We start from the raw sequence: 13,844 nt of genomic DNA, 5'->3' as shown, positions 1-13,844 counted from the left end.
CGCTCGCCCGTCCACCGGGCCGACGGCACGGTGACCGGGGCCGTGTGCCGCTACTTGGCGGGCGGCGTGTTCTTCTTCACGGTCGTGCCCGTGGTCTTGCGGGCCGGGGTCTTCTTCGCCGGCGCCTTCTTCGCCGCGGGCGCGGACGAATCCTGCGCCGGCCCGGTCTCCGGGCCCGCAGCCGGAGCGGTCTTCGTCCCGCCGGCCGGGGACCCGGCCCTCGGCTCGGTCTTCGACGCGGCCTTGGACTCGGTCCTGGGCTCGGCCTTCGGCTCGACGGCGACGGCCAGCTCCTCGACCTCCTCCGCGACCTCCTCGATGCCCTCGGCGGCCTGGCCGCGCCAGGTCCTCACCGCCTGCTCCCCGTGCTCGGCCACCTTCTCGTAGGTCTCGCGGGCCTTCACGGCGTACTCGGCGGCCACGCCCACGCCGCGCAGGGCGAGGTCCTGGGCGGTCTCGCCGAGCCGCTTGAGATCGGCGTCCAGGCTGGTGCTGAGCTTCTTCAGGTCGGAGTCCAGGGAGGTGAGGAACTGGCTGATCCTCGTCTGCAGCGTCACCTGGGTCTCCTTGACCCGGTCGGCGGCCTCCTTGGCGCGGGCGGTGGCCCGCTCCTGGACGGCCTTCGGGTCGGTGTTGCGCACCGCCTCGATGCGCGCCGGGGCCTCGGCGCGCAGCTGGTCCACCAGAGCGGGCACCTTCTTGGCCTGCCGCAGGGCCAGGTCCGCGGTTCCCGCGGCGAAGTAGAGCGGCCTCGGGTCGCTGAGCGTCTTGCGCAGATCGTCGGTGATGGCCATCGGTGTTGATCCCTTCGGATCGCGTTCGGCTGGGGTCTGGGGGTGCCGCGCGGGGCCGGCCGTGGGGCCCTTGGGGCCGTGGATCAGCCAGCTGCCGGGCGCGGCTCGGTGTCATTGCCGCCGGACGTGCGGGTGCGGCGCTCGGCGGAGGCGGGGCGGCCGCCGTCCGGCTCGGGGACGGCGGCGGACCGTATGCCGCCGCCGCGCACACCGCCGGCCGCGGGGACACCGGTGCCGTCTTCGGCGGCGTCCCCGGCTCCGTCCGCGGTGGCGCCGCCCCCGGCACCGGCTCCGCTGTCCTTGCCGGATCCGTCCTTGCCGTATCCGTTCTCCTTGCGGAAGGACTCGTAGATCTGGAGCAGCACCTGCTTCTGGCGCTCGGTGAGCGTGGGATCGGCGAGGATGACGGCGCAGGTCTCCACCTCGTCCCGGTCGCGCTCGGCGTCGAGGATGCCGGCGCGGACGTACAGGGTCTCGGCGGAGATGCGCAGCGCCTTCGCGACCTGCTGCAGCACCTCCGCGCTGGGCTTGCGCAGCCCCCGCTCGATCTGGCTCAGGTACGGGTTGGACACCCCGGCGGCATCGGCGAGCTGCCGCAGCGACAGCTGGGCGTTGCGCCGCTGCTCGCGCAGGTACTCACCGAGATTGCCGACGTTGAGCGATGCCATGACTTCACCATGCCCCAGCACTGCTAACAATTGCAAGCACGCCGCTTGCAACAGTGCACACCCTCCCTCGGCCGGCCCATGTCCCGCATGTCCCGCCAAGGTGGCCCGTCCCACCGGCAGACGGCCGTCTCGCGGCGGACGTCCGGGCCCGCGCGGCCCGTCACCCCGCCGGGATGGCGCCGGACGGCGCCGGACCGCGCTCCTTCAAGGCCAAGGCCCGGGCGAGGAACGGGTTCGCGGTGGAGCGGACCTTCAGGCCCAGGAAACCGGTGGCCGCCGCGAGGGTCATCGCGTACGAGTCGACGGCCCGCGAGACGTTGGGCGCGTCCAGGCCGGCTCCGGTCACCAGGCGGTCCAGGTCGATGTAGGCGGAGCGGACCGTCTCGACCCACCGGTACACGGGCCAGTCCCGCTGCCAGCCGGCGGTGTACTCCTCGGGCAGGCCACGCTCCCAGCGCCGGAACATCCGCGCACGGATCTCCGGGCGGGTCGGGGTGAGGTGCATGTGGCGGACCAGGTCGTACAGCGGGTCGCCGATCAGCGCCATCTCCCAGTCGATGATCGTCAGGGCGAGCACGTGGTCGCTGCGGACCAGGTTCCAGGGATTGAGGTCGCCGTGCAGCAGGGCGGGCCGCCGGGCGCCGACGCGGTACCGGCTCAGGATCTGGCTCAGCCGGTCGGCGTCGGGGAGCCCGAGGTACCGGGCGAGCCGCTGCGACTCGCGCGGCAGCTCCCGCACCAGGCACACCAGTTCCTTGCAGAGCCAGCCGAAGAAGTTCTCCTGGCCCGCGACGGGGTCGAGCCCCGTGTAGTCCACCTTCGTCAGCGCGCACAGCTGGTCGACGAGGCCGTCCGCCTCGTGCGGCAGCAGTCCGTGCACCGGGTGGCTGGGCGGGCGGCCGATGTCCTTCGGGCCGACGTAGGTGTGGATCGCGAACTGCTCGTCGCGGTGGCTGCGGCCCAGGGCGAGCACCCGGGGCGCGGCGACCGGCATCCCGGACTGCTCGATGGCCCGCAGCACCGCGTGCTCGCTGAGGTAACTGGGTTCCCGGCGGCAGAAGGAGGGCAGCTCCCGCCGGACCACGACCGGGGTCGCGACGCCGGGCACCCGCACCACGGAGTTCAGGTGCGCGGTGCCCTTGAACACCCGGCCGGCCGGTGCCATGCCCTCGGCGACCAGGGCGTGGTCGACGGCGGAGGCCGGGAAGTCCGGCCGCTCGGGAAGCCGCCGGTCCCAGGACCACAGGATCTTCTCGCCGGTCCGGTCCGGTCCGCCGCGCAGCACGGTCCGTGAGGCGCGCCAGCGGTAGAGGACCCGTTCGACCTCGTCGGTGTCCGGCACGTTCCGCAGTCCCAGCGGCTCGGCCGCGGCCTGAAGCGCCCGGTGCACCCGGGCCGTCGCCTCGTCCAGGCTCTTCTGGTCGGGCGCGTCCTGCAGGGCCTCGGCCGCCCGCATCACGTCGGGGTAGACGGACTGGGCCCGTTCGAAGGCGAGGTAGTGACGCAGGTCCTTGGCCAGCCCGTTGACGGCGGCGGGCCGGACCCGGTCCATGGCCTGGGCCCAGGCGTCGATCACCTCGCCCCACTGGTGACGGGGGTAGCGCATCCGGACGAGGTGGACGGCGAGGTCGTGCAGGGGATCGCCGTAGGTGGCCAGTTCCCAGTCCACGCAGATCAGGGGCGGATCCCCCTTGTACGACATGATCAGGTTGTCGCGGTGCAGGTCCGCGTGGAGCAGGCCGAACGGGCGCCGGGCCATGGCCGGGATCCGGTCGGCCAGCCGGATCAGAGCGTCCTCCGGAATGCCCAGGGCCGCGAACAGGACACCGAACTCACGCCAGTTGGGCTGGCGGATCTGCCGGTCCGCGCGGCGGGCCAGGGTGCGCAGAAAGCCCTGGCTGTCCTTGTCGTTGCGCGGCCACTCGGCCGGCAGCGGGGGCAGTGCCTCGCGGCGGACCTGTGTCATCCGGGCGAGCAGTTCGGCCAGCGCGTCGACGAGCAGCGCGTCCACGGGTTTGCCGTCGGCGCACACGCTGGACAGCGGGACGCCTTCCACATAGCTGTGGAGGGCCACGCCGTCCAGCTGGAGAAGACAGGCCGGGACGTTGGGCAGCACTCCCCGGACGGCGTCGAGGATCCGGGCCTCTTCGTCCCAGGTGCGGATCACCACCGGAAGCGCCTCCGCGCGGCGGATCCGGACCGTCACCAACGTCTTGGGCTCCAGGTGCAGCAGCCGTGCCACGGGCTCCGTCAGCGGCAGCACGTAGTTCCGGTTGTGGTGGCCTCCGCTCGCCGTGCCCTCCTCGGCGGCGCGCTGCACAAAAGCGCGGACGTCCTGAGCGGCGCGTTCCCCGAGGAGGGGACGGGAAGGAGGAGGTGCACCCACGGCCGCTCCCAGTGCTCACACAATGATCACAGTATGACAAAAGGTACGTCTGCGGTCATGTCGGTGATGCGAAATAGACCCTCGTACCGGCACGGCGGATGGCCTGCCACAGATCTTGATCCAACGGTGCGGGCATGCTACAGCAGCACCCGCCTTCGGCCGGGCCCAGCCCTCACTCGCCGGCCGGCTGCGGCGGCCGCGACGGCTCCGGTGCCGACAGCATGGTCCACACCGACTCGAACCAGGCCTGCATGGAGGCGGTGAAGACGGAGCCGGGCGCGTCGGGATGCGCGTCCCGCACATGGTGGATGAGGGTGGCGCCGAGCCCCAGCACATCCAGGGCCCTGATCTCCTCCCCGGTGTCCAGGACCACCGGCCGCTCGATCACCTCGTACGGCCCGAAGAGGACCTCGGAACCATTGATCACGTACAGCTTGAACGCCGGGGCCAGCGGGGCGTGCCGGATCTGCACGTCGACCTCGGGGACCAGGCCCTCGGTGCGCAGGTCCCGCAGCACACCGCGCAGCGACTCGGTGTGCCGGGCGGTGATGGCGTGCAGGCGGCCCCGCAGACGGGGCGCGTCCGCCTCGTCGAGCGCCCGTGGGTAGGGCAGCTCCAGCGCGGGGTCGGGCAGCAGGATGCGCAGGGCGATGCGGCGCGGATGGATGAAGCCGCCCCTGATCCGCTCCGCCTGGAGGCGGATGTGCGCGTCCAGCGACTCCGACGTCAACGTGTAGACGTCCAGCGTCACTTCGGCCTGCTCGAAGGCCTCGCTGATGAGAGGGCCGAGCGTCACGCCCCTGCGGGACCGGGTGGCCTTGGCGGCGGAGGAGTGTATGCGCTGAGTCTTGACGACGCGTGAGCCACTGCCCTGCCGGGACTCGATCCAGCCCTCGTTGCGCAGTTCGCGCAGCACCCGTTGCACGGTGTCCCGCGAGACGCCGAACTCCTCCGCGATGTCCCGCTGGGACGGCAGGGAGGAGCCGAGCGCATAGGTGCCGTCCGTCATCCGGGCGCGGAGTTCACCGGAGAGCCGGTCGAAGGCCCTGCGCCCGCCGCCGCCACGCTTCCCGCCCATGTCCGGACGGTACCGCCGGCGGCCCGTCCGCAAACCAGTCCACCAGTCAGCATGGCGGACCGAAACTGCGTCGAGCCTGCCTGCGACGCGTTAAGGGATCAGTCAACTCGGGGATCCCCACTTCAGCAACCAGTCCAATTGGCCTGCATGCCGGCCATGGCCGGTGTCCGAAGGGTGGGGGTGGAGATGCTGGTGTCGTCCCTGTCGTGGCAGCTGGTGTGTTTCGTGGCCGAGGAGGCGCTGAGCCACCTGGCGCAGGTGCGGCTGGGGCTGCTGGGGGTGGTGCTGCTCGCCGCCCTCACCGTCACCGTTCGGGCGCGGCGGACCACGCCGGCCGTGGGGACTGCCGTGCTCTTCATGCTGCTGATGACTCAGGCCTGACCCCGCACGATGCGCAGCACCGGTTCCAGGGAGTCCACGACCACCGTGGCACCGGACTTTCTGAGCAGCCGGGCCTTCTTCGGGGAGTGGACGCACCCGAGGAACGGCACGCCTGCGCGCACGGCGGCCTCCAGGTCGGAAGGACTGTCACCGATCATCAACGCCTCCGACGCGGCCGCACCCGTCGCGTTCAGGGCACGGTCGAGGCAGTACGGGTCCGGCTTGAGTCGGTGCAACTCTCGTGTGCGGCCGTAGACATGCGGTGCGAAGCAGCCGTCCAGACCACGGCTCGCGAGGTAGGAGCGCACCGCGACCGGCGAGTTGTTGGTCGCGACGGCCAGCCGGCGGCCCCGGGCCGTCCAGGTACGGATGAGCGGGTCGGCGTAGGGCGTGGGCCACGCGGAGTCGGCGGCGCGCCGCTCCTCCGCGGTCAGCCGCGCCTCCAGCTCGGTGACCAGGTCGCTGCCGGGCCGCCGCTCCGCCACGGTCCGCAGGACGGCGTGCGGGTCCGACCATTGCCGTTCGTCCTCCGGCAGCAGAGCGCTCAGGCCCCGGCCTGCCAGCCAGTCCACCATCCCCTTCGCCACCCGCTCGGCCGAGTGCCTCGCGAACAGCCGGCAGACCGGGCCGTCGAAGTCCCAGAGCACCACCCGGGCGCCCTCGATCAGACTCCGCAGATCTCCCGCCCCGGCAGCGGACCGGGCCGCCGCCCCTTCGGTGTGCGTCTGGTCAGAGGTCACTAGGAGAGTGTCATCTCCGTGGTGATCGTTTCCCAGAGGGCGTCGAACCACTTCTGCGATTCCGCGACGAACGTGGCGTCGCGCCGCCCGCTGTTGCGGGCGAAGGAGAACAGCAGGGACTGCGAGCCGAGCGCGTCGTACATGTCGAGCGTCTCACCGCCCCACTCCTCCGCCCGGCGGGTGAGGGTGTAATAGCCGAGCAGCGCCTCCTCGCCGTTGACCAGGTACAGCTTGACCGGCGAGGTGAACGGCAGCGCGCGGAAGGCCACGTGCACGTCGATGCTGTGCGTCGCGCGCAGCGCCAGCAGATTGTGCCGCAGGACGTTGCCCTGGGCGTTGCGCATGCCCAGCCAGCGCTGGTGCACCACCTCGTCCCCGCCCTCACCGGCCGGGACCGGGAAGGCCAGCGAGATGTTGCGGGACGGCAGCAGTATCCGGACGTCGATCGCGTCGGGATGCAGGGTGCCCTCGTGGATCAGGCGCAGCGGCTCCCCGAGCGCCACCATCAGGGTCTCCGCGGTGTGGCAGACCACGTCGATGCTCACCCGCGACGCCCGGAAGGCCTCCGTCAGCCGGGGGCCGAGACCCACCATGGTCGGCTGCGGCTCCTCACGCGCGGCCCGGCCCTCCGCGATGGTGGGCGGGCTGCCCTTGGTCACGTTGGTCAGCAGGCCGTCCTCCTGCAGGGCACGCAGCGCCTGGCGCACGGCGCCGCGCTCCACCCCGAACTCCACGGCGAGTTCGGCCTGCGTGGGCAGACGGTCCCCGGGCTTGAGCTCACCGGCACGGATCCTCTCCCGCAGGGTGTCGGCGATCTCCTGAGCCGAGTTCTTGCGGCTGCCGTTCACGGCCACGTTCTCCTGGGTCACAACCAAACGCTACAACTCGCTTCCACTTGGCGGGAGATGAACTCGACTTGGTTTACGTTTCACTGCCAAGTGGGCACAAGTAAGACGAAGTTGGTTGCCAACTTGGCCGGAGTTGGCTTAGCTTCGAATCGCCCCCGTGACCAACCCGCCCAGGAACGCCGGAAGGGGGAACCGCCCATGCCCGCTCTCGCGATCGTGTCCGCGCTCTTCGTCGTCTGCTTCGAGCAGCTCGTCGAGGTCAAGTACGGCATCGTGGGCATCGTCGGCCTGATGCTGCTGAGCGCCGGCCTGAAGGCCAAGAGCCCGGCTCTCAGCTCCGTCGGCGCCGTGGTGCTGGCGATGCTGGTCGCCGGCCCGGCACTCTGACAGGCGGTGCGGCGGGTCCGTCACGCCCGCCGCGTCGCCGGCCCGGCCGGGCAACGCCCGTGTCCCTCAAGGTCAGTTCGACAGATCAAGGTCCGAACTGATCGTCTCCCACAGCGCGTCGAACCACAGACGCGACTGTTCCACGAAGGCCGTGTCGCGCGGCCCGGCACCCCGCGCGAAGGAGAACAGCATCGACTGCGAGCCGAGCGCGTCGTACAGCTCCAGCTGCCGCTGGTCGATCTCCTCCTCGCGACGCTGCACCGTGTAGTAGGCGAACAGCGCCTCGGTGTCGTTGAGCAGGTACAGCTTGACCGGCGGGGTGAAGGGGAGCGCCCGGAAGGACACCTGCACATCGATGTCGTGCGTGGCGCGCAGGGACAGCAGATTGTGCCGCAGCACCTGTCCCTGCGCGTTGCGCTGGGCCAGCCAGCGCCGGCGCAGCGGGTCCGCGTCGGCCGAGTCGACCGGCGCCGGGAAGGCGAGGGCGATGTCCCGGGCGGGCAGCAGCACCCGCACGTCGATCTTGGCCGGATTCAGCTGCCGCGCATAGATCTGCCGCAGGGGCTCGCCGATGGCGAGGGTGAGCGAGATCGCCGTCAGGCACAGCGCGTCGACCTGCACCTCGGGCACCTGGAAGGCGGCTGCGATGCGGGGCGCGAGCAAGGCCGTGGTCGGCTGCGGCTGCGCGGAAGGCCCGGCGAGGGTGCTCGCCGGATCGGGCGCCACCGTCGCAGGGCTCCCCTTGGACACATTGGTCAGCAGACGCTCGGACTGCAGGATGCGCAGGGCCTGGCGCACGGCCCCGCGCTCGACGCCGAACTCTTCGGCCAGCCTGGCCTGCGTGGGCATGCGCTGACCCGGCCGCAGAACACCGGACTTGATCCGGCGTCTCAGCTCGTCGGCCACTTCACGGTGTGACGCCCGTGGCCGATGTGACCTGTTCGGCTCACGGGCGGCGGCGGATTCCCGGTCCACATCCAAACACTACAACTTCCCGCCATCTTCAGGCAGTTCCGCGACGGGTGGTTATGAGTCGCCTCCAAACGGAGATAAGAAGAACAGAGTTGGTGACCAACTCGAACAACCTGGTTGCTATTTCATGAGGTTGGCCACCAGGGTGACAGATGAGGAAGGCCGGACGTGCTCCTTTCCGGAGGGGAGCCGGGAGCCGTACGGCGCGGCCGCGAGCGGACAGCAGCGAGGCACAGCCACAACTGAACAGTGTCAGGACGGAAGCACGACATCGAAGCTTCCCGCACAGCCACAACTGAACAGCGTCATCACACAAGCCCGCACGAGCGGCTTTCAGCACAGCCACAACTCAAAACAGCCACAACTCAAGACCGTCTCGCACAGTCACAACTCAAAACCGTCTCGCACAGCCACAACTCAAAACCGTCTCGCACAGCCACAACTGAAACACCGTCATGCACAGCCACAACTGAACAGCCACGCTACGGATACATCACACCGCACCACCGTTCCCGTCAGGAAGGAGCACCGCGGCTTCAGAACATGTCCGGGCACCACGGTCGCCTGGAGGTACGCAGCAGGGCGTCGGCCACGCGGGCGGCGCCCGCTCGTTCTTCCCGGACCCGGCCCAGCGCCGCGAGCCGCACCGCGGACTCGTCACCGAGCCACAGACTCGCCAAGTCCCTTGCGTTCAACGTCAGATCGGCCGGCCGGTCGGTGGGGGTGCAGGACGCCTCGCCGTCCGCCGTCTCCAGCCGGAAGCGACCGCCGGTCAGTCCGTCCGGATCGACGACGTCCAGCACCAGCGCGCCCGGCTGCTCGTAGGTCCGCATCTCGAGGGCACGCCGGACGTCCAGGATCCGCACCCACAGCCAGTCCGCGTGCGTGGTGACCGCCGCGGCGCGCGGGTCGGGCAGCAGCAGCGGCAGCAGATCGTCCGGGGCCCGCCTGCCGCTCTTGACCCGCGTCACCCAGTCCAGGGAACACACATGCAGCCACAGGGCGCGCTCGGCGGCCGGCGTCACCGCGATGAGTTCCTTCACGGTGGCGGTGACCCCGGGCTGCTTGGCGTCCGACCAGGTGTCGTCGCAGACATAGCCCGCCAGTCCCCGCACCGTGCCGTCCGCGGCGCGGTAGACGGCGTAGAAGGGTTCGGTCCACGGCCTGCCGCTCAGGCGGACGGCTCCGGTGTTGAGCTGCCACCAGAACTCGGGCCGGTCGATGGCTCCGGGCTGCTTCCGCCGCAGCTGCTCGTGCAGCTCGGGGCCGAGCTTGCGGACCTCGTCGCCGTCCACGAGGTCGATGCGGCCGCCGTCCTCGGGACCGGACCAGCGGGGGTCCAGGCCGGCCCGGTGCACGTCGACGGTCCACTCGGTGGTCCAGGTGGCGGGGCCGAAGCCGAACCGGCCGTAGATCGGGTACTCGGCGGCGATGAGGGTGGCGACGACGTCGCCGCGCTCCTTCGCGGCCGTAAGGTCGTGGGACATCATCCGCGTGAGCAGGCCGCGCCGGCGATGGGTGGCGGTGACGGTGACCTGCGAGATGGCGTCGGCGGGCACGACGGTCCCGCCGACGGCGGTCAGCTCCTGCGCGAAGGAGCGGAAGGTGGCCACGCACCGCCCGGCGTCGAAGGCGCCCAGGGTGCGGGAGAGGTCCATGTGCGGGCGGCGGGCGGCGACATCGGCCTCGCGGACCTCGGGAGTGCGCAGAAAGCCCGTGTGGTGGGCGCGGATCCAGTCGGGGACCTCCGCCTCGGTGATCGGGCGTACCTCGATGCCGGTGTGGGAGCGCGCGCGGGTCATGTCCCGACCCTAGGCACCCCCCACAGGGGGTGTCACGTCGTTTTCCCCGGCCGTGCCCGGCCGTTGTGCAGGGCACCCGGCGGCCGCCCCGGACGTCAGACGAGGAGGTCGTCCACCTGGGCCTCGCCCTCGCGGTACCGGCGGGCGATCTCCGCGCCGCACTCGTCGGCGGTGCGCTGCATCCGCTGCCGACGCCGGGAGACCTTCCGCTCGCAGCCCGCCAGCCGGCCCATCGCCACCCGCAGTTCCATGTCGGTGCGGGCCCTGAGGTCGGAGAGCTGGACCTCGCCCAGTATCCGCGCAGCCAGCTCCCGGTACTCCTCGCTCTGCGGGGTGCCCATGTCGAGATGCCGGGCCGAGGAGCGCTGCCGGGCGGGTGTGTCGCGGAGGATCTCCGCCAGCCGTTCGACCACGGATGCCCGCTCGTGGTAGGACTCCACGCCGGTGTCCGCCGCCGCCCCGGACGCGCGTCGGTCCAGCTCCGCGCGCAGGATGTCGATCCGCCCCTGCAGCAGCCGACGCACATAGCTGAGGTCGGCCTCGTCGCGCTGCGCCCGGCGGCGCAGGGCGCGCAGCTCAGGCAGGCTCAGCAGGGCGAGACCGGGCTGCTCCTCCTGCCGCTGCTTCCCCGCCTGCGCCGGCTCGTCGTCGGCGGCCGGACCGGGGGCGGGCGGGCGCCGGCCGGGCGGGGGCAGGGTCCCGGGCAGCAGCGGGCTGTCGGTGCGTTGCACGGGCGGCCGGCAGCGCTCCGTGCCGCCGAGCACACCGGTCATGCCGCCCACATCGGTCCCGGCGGTGACAGCGGAATCACCGGGTGCTCCCGTGACTGATGTGTTCATTGCCTCTCAACCGTCCCCTCGACCGGCGCGTACGACAGCATCGTGCCACCGGTAGCGACGGATATGAGACCGAATGCGCTCGATCAGCCCCAGATGGGGGGTTACGAAGCAGAAAGAAGCACGATATGGTCTGCCGCCCCGCCCGCGGGGCATGTTCCGGCGCCCGGCATCATGGTCGGCATGCGTGCAGTGGTGCAGAGGGTGGACGGCGCGAGTGTCGTCGTGGACGGCGAGACGGTGGGGGCCATCGAGGGCGAGGGGCTGTGCGTCCTGGTCGGGGTCACCCACGACGACACCAAGGAGAAGGCGGCGCAGCTGGCGCGCAAGCTGTGGTCGATCCGCATGCTGCACGACGAGAAGTCGTGCAGCGACACGGGCGCACCGCTGCTGGTCGTCAGCCAGTTCACGCTCTACGGCGACGCCCGCAAGGGCCGTCGCCCCACCTGGAACGCGGCCGCGCCCGGCGATGTCGCCGAGCCGCTCGTGGACGAGGTGGTCGCGCAGCTGCGCGCGCTGGGCGCGACGGTGGCCACGGGCCGGTTCGGGGCGCACATGCGAGTGTCGCTGACGAACGACGGGCCGTTCACGGTGCTGCTGGAGATCTGAGACCGCCGGGGCGCACAGCACGGCCGGTACCGGCGGCTCAGGGCCCTGCCCTCCGCGCACCGCGACGGGCGCGGTGCTGCCGGGCGGGCGGCTGTGGGATGCCGGGGCCTGGCGGCGGGTCGCCGCGGGCCCTACGGCTCGACGACGACCTCCTGCGCCGCCGCCGTGTCACCGGCCATCAGGCGTGCGTCCACCGGCACGGTCCGCTTGACCAGGGCGAGGGCGACCGGGCCCAGCTCGTGGTGGCGGACCGAGGTGGTGACGAAACCGACCTTGCGGCCGTCAGGGCCCTCGTCGGCGAGGCGGACGGCGTCGCCGTGCGCCGGCAGATGGACCTCGCTGCCGTCCAGGTGCAGGAAGACCAGGCGGCGCGGCGGCTTGCCCAGGTTGTGCACCCGGGCCACGGTCTCCTGCCCCCGGTAGCAGCCCTTGTTCAGATGCACGGCCGTGCCGATCCAGCCCAGCTCGTGCGGGATGGTCCGGTGGTCGGTCTCGAAGCCGAGCCGGGGCCGGTGCTGTTCGACGCGCAGCGCCTCGTAGGCGAGGATCCCGGCGGGCGGGCCGGCCTTCTCGGCGAACGACTCCAGCTCGCGGCGGGGCAGGAACAGGTCGCGGCCGTACGGGGTCTCCCGGACGACGGTGCCCTCGGGGGCCTCGGTGATCGAACCGGCCGGCAGATGCACGACGGCGGTGTCGGCTGTCCGGTCGGCGATCTCGACCCGGTAGAAGAACTTCATCGACTCCAGGTAGGCCAGCAGCGCCTCCTGGGTGCCGGGCTCCACATGGGCCCAGACCGTCTCGCCGTCGTCCACCAGGTACAGCGCGTGCTCGATGTGGCCGTGCGCGGACAGGATCAGCGCCTCGGTGGCCTGTCCGGCCGGCAGCTCGCTGACGTGCTGGGTGAGCAGCAGATGCAGCCAGCTCAGCCGGTCCTCGCCGGAGACGGTGACGACACCGCGGTGCGAGAGGTCGACGAAGCCGGTGCCGTCGGCGAGGGCGCGCTGCTCGCGGAACAGATCGCCGTAGTGCGCGGCGACACCTTCGTCCGCGCCTTCGGCGGCGACGGCGCCGGGCAGGGACAGCAGAGGGCTCTTCATACGAGCAAGCCTACGACGCGCCGTCCGGCCGCTTTCCCGAACACTTCTGGCAGCGGCCGAAGATGGCGAAGTGCTTCATGTCGGTGTCGAAGCCGAACTCGCGGCGCAGCTTGGCGGTGAACTCGGCGGCCACCTCCACGTCGGCCTCGATGACGTCGTCGCAGTCCCGGCAGACCAGGTGCAGATGGTGGTGGCGGTCGGCGAGGTGGTAGGTGGGCGCCCCGTGGCCGAGGTGGGCGTGGCTGACCAGGCCCAGCTCCTCCAGCAGCTCCAGCGTGCGGTAGACGGTGGAAATGTTGACCCCCGACGCCGTCCTCCGCACCTCGCAGAGGATGTCGTCGGGGGTCGCGTGCTCCAGGGTGTCCACGGCTTCGAGCACGAGCTGCCGCTGCGGCGTCAGCCGGTAACCACGCTGCCTGAGGTCGCTCTTCCAGTCGGTGCTCACCACACCTGGAAGTCTAGGCCGTGTCGTGAGGATCACGGCGGGCCCGCGCAGGGCCGCCGGTCCCCCGAGGGACGGTCTTCGCCACTGCGAGAACGGCCTTCGGACTGCTTGAAGGAAGCGGCCTTCGGACTGCTTGAAGGAAACGGGACTGCTCGAGGAATCCGGACTGCCTGACTACTTGAAGAAGGCGATCCCGTCGTCCGGCAGATCGTCCGGGAGGGCCTTCGCCCAGCGTTCGACGTCCTCGGGGGTGACGACCTTCTTCAGGTGGGCCGACATGTACGGGCGCAGCGCCACCTCGGGGGTCGTCTTCTCGCCGACCCACATCAGGTCGCCCTTGACGTAGCCGTAGAGCCGCTTGCCGCCCGTGTAGGGCCGGGAGCCGGGGGTGCGCGCGACGGCGTCCGTCACCAGATCGATCTGCGGCTTCTTGTGGGCCAGCTCGCCGTACCAGACCTCGACGACGCCGTCGTCGCGGGTCATCGTGACCTCGACCTTGCGTTCGGCGTCGACCCGCCAGAAGCCGTGCTCGTTCTCCAGCGGCTTGACCTTGTTGCCGTCGTTGTCCAGCACCCAGGTGCGGGAGTGGTACTCCAGGAAGTCCCGGCCGTCGTGGGTGAAGGTGACCTCCTGGCCGAAGTTGCACTTCTCGGCCCCGGGGAAGTCGTGCACACCGGCACCGGCCCAGTCGCCGAGGAGGAAGGCGAGCGGGACCAGGTCCTTGTGGAGGTCGGACGGAATCTCGATCATGAGCGGCGTTTTCTGGTCGGGGTCAGCGCTGGCCCTGGTACAGCTTCTTCA

At 71.1% G+C, this 13,844-nt stretch carries 15 protein-coding genes; 3 read left to right on the top strand and 12 right to left on the bottom strand.

Annotated elements, in window-relative coordinates; translation table 11 throughout:
- Positions 1 to 50: 50 nt before the first annotated feature.
- The 4 genes from IE286_RS09225 to IE286_RS09210 form a co-directional block, all read right to left on the bottom strand.
- The gene (locus tag IE286_RS09225) at positions 51 to 794 is read right to left on the bottom strand and encodes a hypothetical protein (protein WP_189796141.1); all 744 of its coding nucleotides are present in this window, start codon (positions 792 to 794) and stop codon (positions 51 to 53) included.
- A gap of 83 nt (positions 795 to 877) precedes the next feature.
- On the bottom strand, positions 878 to 1,462 hold the full coding sequence (locus tag IE286_RS09220; RefSeq protein WP_189796140.1) for a helix-turn-helix domain-containing protein: 585 nt from the start codon (positions 1,460 to 1,462) through the stop codon (positions 878 to 880).
- Positions 1,463 to 1,622: 160 nt separating this feature from the next.
- Positions 1,623 to 3,848 carry an aminoglycoside phosphotransferase family protein gene (locus tag IE286_RS09215; RefSeq protein ID WP_189796139.1) on the bottom strand — a complete coding sequence of 742 codons (2,226 nt, stop codon included), beginning with the start codon at positions 3,846 to 3,848 and terminating at the stop codon, positions 1,623 to 1,625.
- Positions 3,849 to 4,020: 172 nt separating this feature from the next.
- Positions 4,021 to 4,926: a winged helix-turn-helix domain-containing protein gene (locus IE286_RS09210; protein WP_189796138.1), complete on the bottom strand. Its 906-nt coding sequence runs from the start codon at positions 4,924 to 4,926 to the stop codon at positions 4,021 to 4,023.
- A 156-nt stretch (positions 4,927 to 5,082) separates the two neighbouring features.
- On the opposite strand from IE286_RS09210, the gene IE286_RS09205 reads away from it, so the two are divergent.
- Entirely contained in the window at positions 5,083 to 5,307 is a 225-nt protein-coding gene (locus tag IE286_RS09205; RefSeq protein WP_229862170.1) for a hypothetical protein, read from the top strand.
- Here the strand turns inward: IE286_RS09205 and IE286_RS09200 are convergent.
- On the bottom strand, positions 5,298 to 6,047 hold the full coding sequence (locus IE286_RS09200; RefSeq protein WP_229862167.1) for an HAD family hydrolase: 750 nt from the start codon (positions 6,045 to 6,047) through the stop codon (positions 5,298 to 5,300). The two genes, IE286_RS09205 and IE286_RS09200, sit on opposite strands and share 10 nt — an antisense overlap.
- Positions 6,047 to 6,922: a GntR family transcriptional regulator gene (locus tag IE286_RS09195; protein ID WP_189796136.1), complete on the bottom strand. Its 876-nt coding sequence runs from the start codon at positions 6,920 to 6,922 to the stop codon at positions 6,047 to 6,049. Before IE286_RS09195 ends, IE286_RS09200 begins: the two co-directional genes overlap by 1 nt.
- A gap of 171 nt (positions 6,923 to 7,093) precedes the next feature.
- Between IE286_RS09195 and IE286_RS09190 the strand changes: the two genes are divergently transcribed.
- A complete protein-coding gene (locus IE286_RS09190) occupies positions 7,094 to 7,282 on the top strand; it encodes a hypothetical protein (protein WP_189796135.1) in 189 nt (62 codons plus the stop codon).
- 72 nt (positions 7,283 to 7,354) lie between these two features.
- On the opposite strand, the gene IE286_RS09185 is transcribed toward IE286_RS09190, so the two are convergent.
- The 3 genes from IE286_RS09185 to IE286_RS09175 all read right to left on the bottom strand — a co-directional run bounded on the left by IE286_RS09185 (position 7,355) and on the right by IE286_RS09175 (position 10,895).
- Entirely contained in the window at positions 7,355 to 8,263 is a 909-nt protein-coding gene (locus tag IE286_RS09185) for a winged helix-turn-helix domain-containing protein (RefSeq protein ID WP_189796134.1), read from the bottom strand.
- Between the two features lie 527 nt (positions 8,264 to 8,790).
- Positions 8,791 to 10,056, bottom strand: coding sequence for a GNAT family N-acetyltransferase (locus IE286_RS09180; RefSeq protein ID WP_189796133.1), 1,266 nt, complete (start codon positions 10,054 to 10,056; stop codon positions 8,791 to 8,793).
- 95 nt (positions 10,057 to 10,151) lie between these two features.
- The gene (locus tag IE286_RS09175; RefSeq protein ID WP_189796132.1) at positions 10,152 to 10,895 is read right to left on the bottom strand and encodes an RsiG family protein; all 744 of its coding nucleotides are present in this window, start codon (positions 10,893 to 10,895) and stop codon (positions 10,152 to 10,154) included.
- A gap of 180 nt (positions 10,896 to 11,075) precedes the next feature.
- Here IE286_RS09175 and dtd point away from each other — a divergent pair, with 180 nt between their 5' ends.
- Entirely contained in the window at positions 11,076 to 11,501 is a 426-nt protein-coding gene (gene dtd / locus IE286_RS09170; RefSeq protein WP_125497171.1) for a D-aminoacyl-tRNA deacylase, read from the top strand.
- A 131-nt stretch (positions 11,502 to 11,632) separates the two neighbouring features.
- Here the strand turns inward: dtd and ygfZ are convergent, their stop codons facing one another.
- From ygfZ to IE286_RS09155, 3 genes are all read right to left on the bottom strand, one after another.
- Positions 11,633 to 12,598 carry a CAF17-like 4Fe-4S cluster assembly/insertion protein YgfZ gene (ygfZ, locus tag IE286_RS09165; RefSeq protein WP_189796131.1) on the bottom strand — a complete coding sequence of 322 codons (966 nt, stop codon included), beginning with the start codon at positions 12,596 to 12,598 and terminating at the stop codon, positions 11,633 to 11,635.
- 10 nt (positions 12,599 to 12,608) lie between these two features.
- The gene (locus IE286_RS09160) at positions 12,609 to 13,046 is read right to left on the bottom strand and encodes a Fur family transcriptional regulator (protein ID WP_189796130.1); all 438 of its coding nucleotides are present in this window, start codon (positions 13,044 to 13,046) and stop codon (positions 12,609 to 12,611) included.
- A gap of 171 nt (positions 13,047 to 13,217) precedes the next feature.
- Positions 13,218 to 13,793, bottom strand: a complete 576-nt coding sequence (locus IE286_RS09155) for a heme-binding beta-barrel domain-containing protein (protein WP_189796129.1) — start codon at positions 13,791 to 13,793, stop codon at positions 13,218 to 13,220.
- Between the last annotated feature and the right edge of the window lie 51 nt (positions 13,794 to 13,844).

This window comes from Streptomyces thermodiastaticus (assembly GCF_014656135.1).
Classification (GTDB): domain Bacteria; phylum Actinomycetota; class Actinomycetes; order Streptomycetales; family Streptomycetaceae; genus Streptomyces; species Streptomyces thermodiastaticus.
The sequence above is the reverse complement of the archived record's forward strand: the minus strand, read 5'-3'. Positions and strand labels throughout refer to the sequence as shown.

Excerpts from the sequence above, each read along its gene's own strand:
- dtd (WP_125497171.1), top strand. The coding sequence starts at position 11,076 with ATGCGTGCAGTGGTGCAGAGGGTGGACGGCGCGAGTGTCGTCGTGGAC.
- IE286_RS09220 (WP_189796140.1), bottom strand. The coding sequence starts at position 1,462 with ATGGCATCGCTCAACGTCGGCAATCTCGGTGAGTACCTGCGCGAGCAG.
- IE286_RS09190 (WP_189796135.1), top strand. The coding sequence starts at position 7,094 with ATGCCCGCTCTCGCGATCGTGTCCGCGCTCTTCGTCGTCTGCTTCGAG.
- IE286_RS09180 (WP_189796133.1), bottom strand. The coding sequence starts at position 10,056 with ATGACCCGCGCGCGCTCCCACACCGGCATCGAGGTACGCCCGATCACC.
- IE286_RS09155 (WP_189796129.1), bottom strand. The coding sequence starts at position 13,793 with ATGATCGAGATTCCGTCCGACCTCCACAAGGACCTGGTCCCGCTCGCC.
- IE286_RS09175 (WP_189796132.1), bottom strand. The coding sequence starts at position 10,895 with ATGAACACATCAGTCACGGGAGCACCCGGTGATTCCGCTGTCACCGCC.
- IE286_RS09205 (WP_229862170.1), top strand. The coding sequence starts at position 5,083 with ATGGCCGGTGTCCGAAGGGTGGGGGTGGAGATGCTGGTGTCGTCCCTG.
- ygfZ (WP_189796131.1), bottom strand. The coding sequence starts at position 12,598 with ATGAAGAGCCCTCTGCTGTCCCTGCCCGGCGCCGTCGCCGCCGAAGGC.
- IE286_RS09210 (WP_189796138.1), bottom strand. The coding sequence starts at position 4,926 with ATGGGCGGGAAGCGTGGCGGCGGCGGGCGCAGGGCCTTCGACCGGCTC.
- IE286_RS09225 (WP_189796141.1), bottom strand. The coding sequence starts at position 794 with ATGGCCATCACCGACGATCTGCGCAAGACGCTCAGCGACCCGAGGCCG.